Genomic DNA, 11,870 nt, shown 5'->3' on the forward strand with positions numbered 1-11,870 from the left:
AGCATGACGACGACGCTCGGAGCCTTTGTCCTCGGTACTCCCGATCCGCGCGCGCTGGCGGACTTCTACCGCGCCCTGCTCGGCTGGACGGAGGTGGACCGCCAGCCGGAGTGGGTACGACTACGCGCTCCCGAGCGCGAACGCCCCGGTCTCAGCTTCCAGTACGAGCCCGACCACACCCCGCCGGCCTGGCCCGCGCGCCCCGGCACCCAGCAGATGCAGGCCCACCTCGACATCCAGGTCGACGACCTGGCCGCGGAGACCGAACGGGCCCGCGCTCTCGGGGCGACGATCGAGGACCATCAGCCCCAGCCGGACGTACGGGTCATGCGCGACCCGCACGGCCACCTGTTCTGCCTCTTCCTGCCCGGCGCCTGACCGGCCGCGCTCAGCCGGACGCGCCGACCTCGGTCACCACGGTGGACAGCGCCTCGCCGAGCGGCAGTTCGACCCGGCCGGCGGCCCAGCGGTCGCCCCGGGTCGGCCCCTGGTTGACGACCAGGACCGGAGTCCCCGCGTCGGCCGCACGGCGGACGAAGCGCAGCCCGGACATGACCGTCAGGGACGAGCCGAGCACCAGCAGCGTGGTGGCGCCGTCGACCGTCTCCCGGCACAGCGCCACACGCTCGGGCGGGACGTTCTCCCCGAAGAAGACGACGTCCGGCTTGAGGACTCCGGTGCCGCAGGCCTCGCACGGCACCAGCCGGAACTCGCGCACCGCCGCCTCGGGCAGTTCCACGTCACCGTCCGGATTGACCCGCGCGGCCCGGTGCCGCTCGGCGACCGCCTCGAACCCCGGATTGGCCGCGCGCAGCTGCCGGTCCAGCTCGGCACGGGTGCTGGTGCGGCCGCAGCGCAGGCAGACGACCCGGCTGAGGCTCCCGTGCAGCTCGATGACGTGCCGGGCGCCGGCCGCCTGCTGGAGACCGTCGACGTTCTGCGTGATGACGCCGGTGACAAGACCGGCGCGGGTCAGCGCGGTCACCGCACGGTGCCCGGCGTTCGGCCGGGCCCGGGTCATGGCGCGCCAGCCGAGCTGGCTGCGGGCCCAGTACCGCTGCCGGGCCTCCTCGCCGCCGATGAAGTCCTGGTACGTCATCGGGGTGTGCCGGCGCAGTGAGCCGTGCTCGCCCCGGTAGTCCGGGATGCCCGACTCGGTCGAGAGGCCCGCACCGCTCAGCACCACGACTCCGCCCGCTCGCACGGCGTCGACGACGGCCGACAGATCGGTCGTGGGCGCGGGCAGATCGCCGGTGGGCTCCCAGTTCAGCGTAGGTCTGATCCGCATGTCTGCCAGCGTACGCAGCCCGGCGGTCCTGGGCCGGTCAGGTGCCGGTCAGGGCACGGCAGGCCATCTGCAGGGCCAGCCGGTAGCTCGCGTCGTCCAGGTCGATGCCGAGGCGGTCGCGGACCTGGTGCAGCCGGGCACCGACGGTGTTGCGGTGCAGGCCGAGGGCGCGGGCCGTGGCGGCGGCCGAACCGCCGCTCTCCAGGAAGACCCGCAGGGTCGTCAGCAGGTGGGCGTGCTCGGGGTCGCGCAGCGGGGCGAGTGCCGTCTCGGCGAAGGCCCGGGTGATGTCGGACTGCTGCCAGGCGGCCAGCAGCTGGCCCACGCCGAGTTCGTCGGTGTGCTCCACGGCGGGGCGGAACTCCCGGGCTGCGGCGAGCCGCGCCGCGTTGCGGGCCTCGGTCAGCGTGTCCGCGAGACCGCCGGGGCCCTGGTGGGGCCGGCCGATGCCCGCGACCAGGCGCCGCCGCACGGGCAGGTCGGCGAGGGCTCTGCGGACGTCGCGCAGCAGTCGGCGGGGGTCGTCGGTCACCGGCGGCCGGACGCTGCTGGCCCACAGGTCCCAGGAGGCGTCGTCCTCGGCCACGGCCTGCACGGTGAGGCCGTGCCGGGCCAGTGCCGCGACCAGCGCCGTGACGAAGGTGTCGGCCCCGTCGCCCGCGGGGGTGTGTTCCGCGCGGACGAACAGGCCGAGGTGCCAGTCCTCCAGGCGCCAGCCGAGGGCGACGGCCCGCTCCACGGTCTCCCGGCTGACGCTCGACCGGCCGGTGACGACGTCGGTGAGCAGCCGTCGGCGGGCGGCCCGGTCGTGGTCGGCGCGGGTGCGGGCGCCCGCGAGCCAGGACCGGACGAAGGGTTCGAGCAGGGCCAGACCGAGGGTGATGGTCTCGGCGCGGCTGTCGTCGACGCCGTCCACGGGGCAGAGCAGCCAGGCGGGGACAGGGGCGGCGCCGCCCGGGCGCCGCCCGGCGGACGGGTCGGCGTGCACGGGGTGGGCGAGCAGCCGGGCGGTGCGCTGCGGGACGGCGAGTTCGGGGCGCAGGGTGTCGGTGCGGACCGGGTCGCCGAGGATCGCCGCGCCGTCGGGGGTGACGAGGCTGATGTCCGCGGTGAGGACGGCGCGGGCCGCGACGATCAGGTCCGGGCCCTCGGTGTGGTGGGCGAGGCGGCGGACCAGGGTCTCCACGGTGCGGGCCCTGGCCACCTCGGGGGCGCGCACCCGGAGGGTCAGGTCGAGGGCGAGGCGGAACGGGTCGTCGGTCGGTGCCCACAGCACGGGGATGCGCAGCCGGTCGGCGAGCCGGACGGCTGACAGGGGCGGCCGGTCGGTGTCGCCCACGGTGACGCAGAGCGCGGCCGCGCCGGCCTCCTGGGCGCGGCGCACCAGCGCGTCGAGGCGGTAGGCGGGGGCGGCGTCGCGGGCGTCGCAGATCACGAGGTGCCCTGCGATCGCGTCGAGGGTGCCCTGGTAGGCGATGACGTCGGTGACCGGACGGTCCAGGCCCGCGTGTCCGGCGAGGGTGCGGGCGGTGCGCAGCAGCGGGTCGGCGAGCAGGTCCGCGACGGTGGGTGTCGCACTCATGCCGGGCCCTTCTCGGTGCGGCGGCCCCAGCCGGGCGGCGCCGTGCGGTGCGGGGCGGGTGTCAGGTCGAGGCCGAAGGCCGCGGGGCCGACCAGGGCGGTGGCCTCCGCGGGCCAGTCGTACAGGGCGGGCAGGGCCAGCAGGACCAGGTGCTGGCCGGTGCGGATCTGGTCGGCGCGCAGCGGGCGGCGGCCGCTGGGGTCGACGGCGGTGACGATGCGCGGGCAGGCGGCGCGGGTGACGCCGTCGACGGTGACGGCCAGGTACTCGTCGAGGAGGTCGACGCGGACGACGGCGCCGGTGCGCCGGTCGGTGAGGGTGGCCCAGCCGGGGCTCAGGTCCTGGCGCGGGACGATCTCCTCGGTGCGGCCGACCGCGAGCAGTTCGGCGTCGAGGGCGGCGGCGAGGTCGTCGGGGGTGGTGCGGTGGTCGCCCGCGGCGGCCAGGAAGCGCTCGCCGAGGCGGAGGCAGGCGCTCACTGATCCCCGTACGCCGATCCGGGCGAGGGTCTCGGCGGGCAGCGGGTGCAGGGCGACGGCGGCGGCTCCGCCGAGGGCCAGGACGTTGGCGCGGAGCAGGGGTTCGACGCGGCGGGGCGCGCAGTCCCGGACGACGACGGTGTCGCCGCCGGGGCCGACGAGGGCGAGCGGGTGGGTGGGGAGGCCGTGCAGGGCGGCGACCGTCTGATCGATGCGCGGGAAGGCGCGGCCCATGAGGTCGCCGTCGACGAGCGGCAGGCCGAGGCGGGCCGCGGCGACGCCCGCGATCAGGGTGTTCAGGCCGCCCACCTCGATGACGCCGACCGCGCCGGCGGGCCGTCCGGTCACGTCGGTGACGGTGCGGACGGCGCGGACGAAGTCGTCGGGGTCGGCGAGGCGCTCGGCGAGGACGTCGGGGGCGCCGCCCTGGCCGACGTGGACCACGGCGGTGTCCGGTGGCAGGTCGGCGGCGGGGATCAGGGTGACGGGTGTCCGGTCGAGTTCGCGGCGCAGCAGCAGGGCGCCGGTGGCCACCTCTCCGCCGCCGCCCGATCCGAGCAGCTGGGCGCCCACGGCGAGCGCGGGCAGCCGCGTGGCCGTGAGGGTGCGCTCGGGGGCGGGCGGCGGGGTGGTCACGCTTCGATCATCACACTTCGGCGGCGGGAAGCGGCTCGTAGGTGTGGTCGTAGCCGAAGTAGCCGGGGCCGGCGAGGGCCAGGCCCTCGGGGGTGCGCCAGCGCGGGTCGCAGGGGACGCCGAGGACGCTGACGCGCAGGCCGTAGCGGAGCGTCTCGGTGGTGACCGGTTCGCCGGAGTCGCTGTCCAGGACGCAGATCAGGTCGGGCACGCTGACCACGACGGTCCCGTCGTGCGTGGCGACCAGGTTCTCGTTCTGGAAGGACAGTTCGAGGGTGGATCCGCTGTCCCCGTCGAGTCCGGTGAGGCGGGCGGTGCCGCGGGCGAAGCCGCCGGTGGTGGTGCGCCGCACGTCGGCGACCTTGCCGGTGAAGACGAGGCGTCCGCCGAGGGTGGTCGCCGCGGCGGCCACCGGGTCGTCGTGTCCCTCGCGGGCCTCGCGGATGGCCCGGCCGACGCGCTCGCACAGGGTGAGGGTGCCGGGGACGAGGTGGTCCTTGGCCTGGCGGCCGGTGAGCGCGTAGAGGCTGACGGCGGCGCTGCAGCCCATCTCGACGGTGGCGGCGCGGGCGAGGCGCTCGGCCCAGGCGTTGCCGTCGGTGCGCAGCGCGACGGAGTTGCCGCGTTCGTCGGCCAGGGCCATCGGGGAGGCCGGTATCCCGCCGAGGGTGGGCAGCAGCATCTGGAGTTCGGGGAAGGCCCGGCCCATGCCGTCGGCGTCGATGAGCGGCACCCCGGCCTCGGCGGCGGCGACGAACGGGGACATGGAGTTCAGTCCGCCCGCCTCGATGGAGACGGTGTGGGTGGCGCGCTTGCCGAGGAGGTCCTCCAGGGCGCGCATCGCGCCGAGGATCTCGTCGCCGGAGGGCAGCTTCTCCAGCATGACGGTGGGGGCGCCCATGAACGCGGTGGGGATCACCACGGCGTCGTCGTCGATCTCGTCGACGTCGAGGAGGGTGACCGGTCCGTGCTGCTTGAGCGCCTGCTCGGCCAGGAGGCGGCCGACGAAGGGGTCGCCGCCTCCGCCGGTGCCGAGGACGGCGGCGCCACGCGCCAGATCGGGCAGGTTGTCGGCGGTGATCTCACGCATCGTGGCCTCCCAGGCTCAGTTCTCCGACGGCCTTGACGCGGATCCGGGTCGCGTTGCCCGGCAGGTAGGCCAGTGGTACTTCCTCGATGTCGACGATCTCGACGGAGCCGGGGCGGGCACCGGCGGCGACGGCGCGCTCGACGGCTTCCTGGCGGGCCTCGTCCAGGACCGTGTCGCGGGCCTGCGGGACGACCGAGTAGACCCGGTCGACCTCGCCGCCGACCTGGGCGATGGCCGCGCCGATGGCGTTGGCGACGGCGAAGTGGTCGGGGCGCACCACGCTGGAGGCGCCTTCGAGGTTGTCGGGTACGAGGATGCTGCCGCCGCCGACGGCGACGACGGGGACGGGTTCGGCGGAGGCCCGCATCCGGTCGACGACCTCGGCGAGGCGGTCGTCGATCTCGCGCAGCGCCGCGTCGATCACGGACCTGTCCAGGTGGGCGACGAGCGACGGGTCACCGACCTCTGCGCGCTTTCCGGCGACGGCGACGTCGGTGGCGGTCAGCCGGGTGCCGCCGAAGACGAGGGCCTCCTGGCCGAGCCGGTAGCCGACGCTGGCCGGGCCGACGGCGATGCCGGACGCGCCGTGCACGACGTGGCTGCCGCCGCCGATGCCGACGGAGAGCACGTCGGGCATCCGGAAGTTGGTCTGCACGCCCGCGACCTGCACGTCGGTGGAGGCCTCACGGGGGAAGCCGTTCTGCAGGATGCCGACGTCGCTGGTGGTGCCGCCGATGTCGACGACGGCGCAGGACGGCAGCTTCGACAGGAACGCGGCACCGCGCATCGAGTTGGTCGGTCCCGAGGCGAAGGTGGCCACCGGGTAGCGGCGTGCGTAGTCGACGTCCATGAGGGTGCCGTCGTTCTGGCTGAGGAACACCGGGGCGCTGATGCCCGCGTCGGCGACGGTGCGGGTCAGTCCGGTGGCGACCTGGTCGGCGAGGCCGCGCAGGGCCGCGTTGACGACGGTGGCGTTCTCCCGGCCGAGCAGGCCCATCCGGCCGATCTCGTGGGAGAGGCTGACCGGTGCGCCGGGCAGCTGTTCGGCGATGATCTCGGCGGCGCGCGACTCGAACTCGGCGTTGACCGGCGAGAACACGGAGGACAGGGCGAACGAGGTGGCGCCCGCGGCGACGGCCCGGTCCAGGACCTCGCGGAACTCGGTCTCGTCGAAGTCGGCGATGGGGCTGCCGTCGTACTCGTGGCCGCCGTGGCACAGGTAGCTGTGCCCGCCGATGGCGGCGACCAGCCGCTCGGGCCAGGCGACCAGCGGGGGCAGCGCGCGGGTGGCGGGCAGGCCGAAGCGGATGGCTGCGGTCGGGGCGAGCCGTTCGCCCTCGACGAGCGCGTTGATGAAGTGGGTGGTGCCGATCATCACCGCGTGCACGGCGGCCGGGTCGAAACCGGTGGTTTCGCGCAGGTCGCGCAGTGCGGTGACGATGCCGCCGGTGACGTCGGCGGTGGTGGACGCCTTGACGGCGCCCAGCACCCGGTCGCCGTCGATCAGGACGGCGTCCGTGTTGGTGCCGCCCACGTCGATGCCGAGTCGGAGCATGGCGGGGTCCTTTCTCTTGCGGTCCTGGCGCCGGGGCGCCCGGGGTCAGACGGAGGGCTGTTCGGCGGGTCGTTCGCCGATGGTGACGGGGGTGTCCGCCGGGCTGTCCTGGTCGGTGGGCACGGTGCCGACCCCGCGCACGAGGCCGAGGCGGGCCGCCGCGAGGTAGAGCACGAGGGCGACGACGACGGAGTTGATCGAGGGCAGGCCCCAGTCGACGTACTTCCCCACGACGGACGCGGCGGCCCACACGACGAGGCCGGCCGGCACCCAGGCGGGCGCGTCGGCGGGCAGCGTGCCGGACGGGCGGGTGGTGTCGAGCGCGGGCCGCCAGGTCCGGGTCACGAAGTATTCGGCGACCATGATTCCGGCGATCGGCGGGAAGAGCACGCCCAGCAGGTTCAGGAAGCCGCTGAAGCTGTCGAGGACGCCCAGGGCGCCCAGGACGGACCCGATGACACCGACGACGACGGTGACGGCGGCCCGGTCGAGGCGGCGGCCGAAGGTGCGGTCGGCGAAGGTGACGATGCCGAGCGAGGCGGCGTAGAGGTTCCAGTCGTTCACCTTGATCGTGGCGGCCACGATGACGAGGGTGCCCAGGAACCCGGAGGTGGACGTGACGATGGCGATGACGTCGTTGGTGCGCAGGGCCAGGGCGAGGAGCACGCCGATGAGGCCGATGACGTACTCGCCGACGGTGATGCCGAGGACGGTCTGCTTGACGACGTCCTTGCCGGTGCGGTTGAAGCGGCTCATGTCGGGGGTGATGACCGCGCCGACGATGAAGCCGCCGGCGACGAGCGTGGTGCCCTGGAGCAGCGACAGCGGCGGTCCTGCGGGCTGGGCCGAGGTGAGGGCGCCCAGGTCGTGCTTGGACAGCTCGACGGCGATCGACCAGCCGGCCAGGACGAGGAAGGCGGGGACGGTGACGTACGCGGCCCAGGCCATCGAGCCGACGCCGCGGACGACGACCGCGGTGATGAGCAGGCCGACCACCAGGGCCCAGCCCCAGGCGGGCAGGATGCCGACGAGGTCCACGAGACCGTCGGCGGAGACGGCGTTCTGGATCCCGAACCAGCCGACGGCACTGATGCTGATGGCCAGGCCGATGAGCGCGGCTCCGTTCGCGCCGAAGCCGGTCCAGCGGGCGAGCAGCGACGTGGACAGGCCCTCGCGCTGGCCCGCGATCCCGGTGAAGACCGTCATGACCTCCAGGATGACCGCGCCGAGCGTGATGGCGAGGACCGCGTTCCAGAACGTCATGCCGAAGCCGAGGGTGGCGCCGATGAGGAAGCTGGCCAGGGTGGAGAGCTGGCCGAAACGCTGGGTGGCGACCGAGAACCAGTGGAAGCGGGCCGTCGGCGGGACACGGCTCAGCGCGTGGTCGTCGTGTCCTGGGGTGGACGCCATGGGGACTCCAGAGGGGCAGGCGGGGACAGGGGGCGAACGGCCGGCTCGGTGTGCGGTGGGGTGAGGTTAGGCCGCCGCGCCGGACGGGTCACCATGCACATGGCACAGCTCCCGGGGTGTGGGCGTGCGAGGTGCACAGTGGTGGATCCGGCCGGGCGCCGGGCATCGTGCGGGGGCGGTGCGGACCGCCCTGGTCCCCGGTCGGGGCTGTGCAGGGTGCACGTTGTGGCGGCCGGGAGGGGCGGCCGAGGGTGTGCGCACGTCCTTGTCACCCCTGGAGGTGCTGTGAAGCTCACGGTCGTGCTGCCCGTCATCACCGACGCGTTCACCGAGGAGGTGCGCCGGGAGGTCGCCGCCTGGGCGGCGCCCGGCACCGGGATCGACGTGCGCCGCGTCGCGCGCGGCACCGCGTCCATCGAGTCCGAGTACGACGAGGCGCTGGCCGGGCCCGGCATCCTCGACGCCGTCCGCGAGGCGGAGGGGGACGGCGCGGACGCCGTCTTCGTCAGCTGCTTCGGCGACCCGGGGGTGCACGCGGCACGGGAGATCGTCGACATCCCGGTCGTCGGCGGGTTCGAACCGGCCGTGCTCATGTCGCTCGCCCTCGGTGAGCGCACCGGCGTGATCACCGTGCTGCCGAACGTCCTGCCGACGCTGCACGGCCTCGTGCGCCGCTACGGCCTGACCGAGCGCGTCCGGTCGATCCGCGTCGTCGACATCCCGGTGCTCGACCTGGACCCCGGCGAGCGGCTGCTCGACGGTCTCGCCGAGCAAGCCCGGGCAGCGGTGGCCGCGCGGGAGGCCGATGTCGTCGTCCTCGGCTGCACCGGCATGCTGGGCGTGGCCGCGGCCCTTCAGGAGCGGCTGGCGCAGGACGGTACGTTCGTGCCGGTCGTGGATCCGACGGGCGCCGCCGTGATGTGGCTGGAGTCGCAGGTGCGTCTCGGGGTACGACCCAGCCGGACGACGTACATGCCGCCGCGGGCCAAGGACCGCGTCGGCTGACCGCCGCCGAGCATCCTCGCCCACCCGCGTCACCTGGAGAAGTTCATGCCTTTCGATGCAGCCGCCCTGCGTGCGCAGATACCCGCCCTGAAGTCCGGTGCCGCCCGGTTCGACGCGCCGGGCGGGACGCAGATGCCGCAGCCGGTCGTGGACGCCGTCGCGGCGGCGCTGACCGCGCCGCTGGCGAATCGTGGCCGCGCCACGGAGGCCGAGCGCAACGCGGACCGGATCGTGGTCGAGGCGCGGGCGGCGCTCGGGGACCTGCTGGCCACCGCGCCCGGAACGGTCGTGTTCGGCCGCAGCGCCACCCAGCTCGCCTACGACCTGTCACGGACGCTGGCCAAGACCTGGCAGCCGGGCGACGAGGTGGTGGTGACACGGCTCGACCACGACTCCAACATCCGGCCCTGGGTGCAGGCGGCCGAGGCCGTCGGCGCGAAGGTGCGCTGGGCGGACTTCGACCCGGCCACGGGCGAGCTGCGGCCCGAGCACATCGACGCGGTGCTGTCGCCGCGGACCCGGCTGGTCGCGGTGACCGCCGCGTCGAACCTGATCGGCACCCGCCCCGACCTGCCCGCCGTCGCCGCGCTCGTGCACGAGGTGGGCGCGCTGCTGCACGTGGACGCGGTGCACTACGCCGCTCATGGCGCGGTCGATGTCGCGGCGCTGGGCGCGGACACGCTGGTCTGCTCGCCGTACAAGTTCCTCGGCCCGCACCTGGGCGTCCTCACCGGCCGCGCCGACCTGCTGGAGTCGCTGCGCCCCGACAAGCTCCTGCCGTCCAGTGACGCGGTGCCGGAGCGCTTCGAACTGGGCACGCTGCCCTACGAGTTGCTGGCGGGCGCGCGGGCTGCGGTCGATCTGCTCGCGGGGCTCGACCCGCTGGCACGGGGCAGCCGCAGGGAGCGGATCGTCGCCTCGTTCGCCGCGCTGGAGGCCCATGAGCACACGCTGCGCACCCGCCTCGAGGACGGGCTCGCCGCCCTGCCGGGGGTCACGGTGCATTCGCGGGCGGCGCGGCGCACGCCGACGCTGCTGTTCACGGTGGACGGTCTGGACCCGGCCGACGTCTCGCGCCGCCTTGCCGCACACGGGGTGGACGCGCCCGCCGGTTCGTTCTACGCCGTGGAGGCGGCGCAGCGGCTCGGCCTCGGCGACGGGGGCGGTGTCCGCGTGGGGCTCGCGCCCTACACCGACGAGCAGGACATCGACCGTCTTCTGTCCGCCCTCGCCGAGGTCATCGCGTGACGTCCCGCGTCCTGCCGGACTGTGTGATCTGAGCCGGCGGCGCGGACCCGGACCTGGATCTGCCCGGAGCGCTGTCCCGGGCAGATCCGCACGCGGTCACGCCGGGTTGTCGATCCCGGTCACGATCGACGGGCCCAGCGGGGCGTCGTTCTCGTCGAATCCCGCCGCGCTCAGCGCCTGCGCCGCCAGTTCTCCGGCCCTGTCGCGGGCCTGGGCGCTCGCGTCCGCGGTCACTTCGAGGTGGATGCTGAACGTGTTGTCGTCGTTGACGGTGAGCAGGTCCAGGTCCTCCTCGCGGCCCAGTTCGGTGCGGTGCGGGTCGGCCTCCCGCAGTTGGCGCTCGATCTGGGCTCTCACCTGGGCGTCCGCGGTGCGCACGAAAGTACCGGGGATCGTGATGACGAAGGTCGTCATGTGCGGTGCTCCTGTCTCTGCCACGGCTCGGCTGCCGTGTCGAGTCGGCTTCCCCGGGTTGCCCCGCTCACTCGGGCCACTCGGGTACGGCGTCGCTCTCCCGTCTCACCCACGCCGGCCACTGCCGCGCGTCCAGTCCAGGAGGCGGTCCGCGGGCCAGGTGGTCACCACGCGGTCGGCGGGCACGTCGCACTCCTCCGCCCGGGCGCAGCCGAGCACCTGCCAGTCGAGCTGTCCCGGCGCGTGCGCGTCGGTGTCCACGGCGAACAAGGTGCCGGCCGCGACGGCCCGGCGCAGCAGCCGGCGCGGCGGGTCGAGCCGCTCGGGGCGGCTGTTGATCTCGACCGCGGTGCCGGCCTCCGCGCAGGCCGCGAAGACCGCGTCGGCGTCGAAGGCCGACTCGGGTCTGCCGCGTCCGGTGACGAGCCGGCCGGTGCAGTGTCCGAGGACGTCGGCGTGCGGGTCGCGGACGGCGGCGGTCAGACGGCGGGTCATGGCGGCGGCGTCCATCCGGAGCTTCGAGTGAACGGACACCACGACCAGGTCGAGCCGGTCCAGCAGGTCGGGTTCCTGGTCGAGGGAGCCGTCGTCGAGGATGTCGCACTCGATGCCGGTCAGGAGCCGGAACGGTGCCCAGCGGGCGTTGAGTTCGGCGACCACGTCGAGTTGTTCGCGCAGCCGCTGCGGGGAGAGGCCGTGGGCGACGGTCAGCCGGGGCGAGTGATCGGTGAGCACCGCCCACGCATGGCCGAGGTCGCGGGCCGCGCGGCCCATCGTCTCGATGGGGCTGCCCCCGTCGGACCAGTCGGAGTGCAGATGGCAGTCCCCGCGCTGCAGCGCCCGGAGCCGGGCTCCGGCGCCGTCCGGCACGAGCGGGGTCCGGGCCGTTTCCTCCAGGCGGGCCAGGTACTCCGGGACGTCGCCGGCGAGCGCCTCGCGGATCACCTCGGCCGTGGTGGGGCCGATGCCCTTGAGCGCTTCCAGGGTGCCCGCGGCGGCGCGCCGCGCCGTCTCGTCCGGGCCCTGTTCGGTGACCACACGGGCGGCGGTGCGAAAGGCGCGTACACGGTAGGTGGGGGCACGATCGCGCTCCAGGAGGAACGCGATCCGCTCCAGGGCCTGCGGAGGCCGCATCGTCACCTCCGGCCCGGCCGTCGTGCTCG

11 protein-coding genes are annotated in these 11,870 nt (G+C 74.6%); 3 read left to right on the forward strand and 8 right to left on the reverse strand.

Translation table 11 applies throughout. From position 1 onward, the window contains the following. Positions 1-3: 3 nt before the first annotated feature. Positions 4-378: a VOC family protein gene (locus ABT127_RS25960; RefSeq protein ID WP_351454573.1), complete on the forward strand. Its 375-nt coding sequence runs from the start codon at positions 4-6 to the stop codon at positions 376-378. Positions 379-388: 10 nt separating this feature from the next. On the opposite strand, the gene ABT127_RS25965 is transcribed toward ABT127_RS25960, so the two are convergent. From ABT127_RS25965 to ABT127_RS25990, 6 genes are read right to left on the reverse strand one after another with little or no spacing between them, the layout of a single operon-like run. Further along, positions 389-1,288 (reverse strand): NAD-dependent protein deacetylase, encoded by a 900-nt coding sequence (locus ABT127_RS25965; RefSeq protein ID WP_351454574.1) that lies wholly within the window; start codon positions 1,286-1,288, stop codon positions 389-391. Between the two features lie 37 nt (positions 1,289-1,325). After that, positions 1,326-2,870, reverse strand: a complete 1,545-nt coding sequence (locus ABT127_RS25970) for a helix-turn-helix domain-containing protein (protein WP_351454576.1) — start codon at positions 2,868-2,870, stop codon at positions 1,326-1,328. Further along, the gene (locus tag ABT127_RS25975) at positions 2,867-3,985 is read right to left on the reverse strand and encodes an S-methyl thiohydantoin desulfurase family protein (RefSeq protein WP_351454579.1); all 1,119 of its coding nucleotides are present in this window, start codon (positions 3,983-3,985) and stop codon (positions 2,867-2,869) included. Before ABT127_RS25975 ends, ABT127_RS25970 begins: the two co-directional genes overlap by 4 nt. Positions 3,986-3,995: 10 nt before the next feature. Next, the gene (locus ABT127_RS25980) at positions 3,996-5,075 is read right to left on the reverse strand and encodes an S-methyl thiohydantoin desulfurase family protein (RefSeq protein WP_351454580.1); all 1,080 of its coding nucleotides are present in this window, start codon (positions 5,073-5,075) and stop codon (positions 3,996-3,998) included. Continuing rightward, a complete protein-coding gene (locus ABT127_RS25985; RefSeq protein ID WP_351454582.1) occupies positions 5,068-6,630 on the reverse strand; it encodes a hydantoinase/oxoprolinase N-terminal domain-containing protein in 1,563 nt (520 codons plus the stop codon). Before ABT127_RS25985 ends, ABT127_RS25980 begins: the two co-directional genes overlap by 8 nt. A 45-nt stretch (positions 6,631-6,675) precedes the next feature. Further along, positions 6,676-8,040, reverse strand: a complete 1,365-nt coding sequence (locus ABT127_RS25990; protein ID WP_351454584.1) for a purine-cytosine permease family protein — start codon at positions 8,038-8,040, stop codon at positions 6,676-6,678. 285 nt (positions 8,041-8,325) lie between these two features. Between ABT127_RS25990 and ABT127_RS25995 the strand changes: the two genes are divergently transcribed. Both ABT127_RS25995 and ABT127_RS26000 read left to right on the forward strand, forming a co-directional pair. Continuing rightward, positions 8,326-9,045, forward strand: a complete 720-nt coding sequence (locus tag ABT127_RS25995; protein ID WP_351454586.1) for an aspartate/glutamate racemase family protein — start codon at positions 8,326-8,328, stop codon at positions 9,043-9,045. Positions 9,046-9,090: 45 nt separating this feature from the next. Beyond that, positions 9,091-10,293, forward strand: a complete 1,203-nt coding sequence (locus ABT127_RS26000; RefSeq protein WP_351454588.1) for a cysteine desulfurase-like protein — start codon at positions 9,091-9,093, stop codon at positions 10,291-10,293. Positions 10,294-10,389: 96 nt separating this feature from the next. Here ABT127_RS26000 and ABT127_RS26005 read toward each other — a convergent pair whose 3' ends face one another. Next, positions 10,390-10,707, reverse strand: a complete 318-nt coding sequence (locus ABT127_RS26005) for a hypothetical protein (RefSeq protein ID WP_351454591.1) — start codon at positions 10,705-10,707, stop codon at positions 10,390-10,392. A 105-nt stretch (positions 10,708-10,812) separates the two neighbouring features. Next, positions 10,813-11,841, reverse strand: a complete 1,029-nt coding sequence (locus ABT127_RS26010) for a PHP domain-containing protein (RefSeq protein WP_351454593.1) — start codon at positions 11,839-11,841, stop codon at positions 10,813-10,815. Between the last annotated feature and the right edge of the window lie 29 nt (positions 11,842-11,870).

This window comes from Streptomyces sp. NPDC001904 (assembly GCF_040297005.1).
Taxonomy (GTDB): domain Bacteria; phylum Actinomycetota; class Actinomycetes; order Streptomycetales; family Streptomycetaceae; genus Streptomyces.

Coding starts and splice junctions, on each gene's coding strand:
- ABT127_RS25970 (WP_351454576.1), bottom strand. CDS start 2,870: ATGAGTGCGACACCCACCGTCGCGGACCTGCTCGCCGACCCGCTGCTG.
- ABT127_RS25990 (WP_351454584.1), bottom strand. CDS start 8,040: ATGGCGTCCACCCCAGGACACGACGACCACGCGCTGAGCCGTGTCCCG.
- ABT127_RS25985 (WP_351454582.1), bottom strand. CDS start 6,630: ATGCTCCGACTCGGCATCGACGTGGGCGGCACCAACACGGACGCCGTC.
- ABT127_RS26010 (WP_351454593.1), bottom strand. CDS start 11,841: ATGCGGCCTCCGCAGGCCCTGGAGCGGATCGCGTTCCTCCTGGAGCGC.
- ABT127_RS25965 (WP_351454574.1), bottom strand. CDS start 1,288: ATGCGGATCAGACCTACGCTGAACTGGGAGCCCACCGGCGATCTGCCC.
- ABT127_RS25980 (WP_351454580.1), bottom strand. CDS start 5,075: ATGCGTGAGATCACCGCCGACAACCTGCCCGATCTGGCGCGTGGCGCC.
- ABT127_RS26000 (WP_351454588.1), top strand. CDS start 9,091: ATGCCTTTCGATGCAGCCGCCCTGCGTGCGCAGATACCCGCCCTGAAG.
- ABT127_RS25960 (WP_351454573.1), top strand. CDS start 4: ATGACGACGACGCTCGGAGCCTTTGTCCTCGGTACTCCCGATCCGCGC.
- ABT127_RS26005 (WP_351454591.1), bottom strand. CDS start 10,707: ATGACGACCTTCGTCATCACGATCCCCGGTACTTTCGTGCGCACCGCG.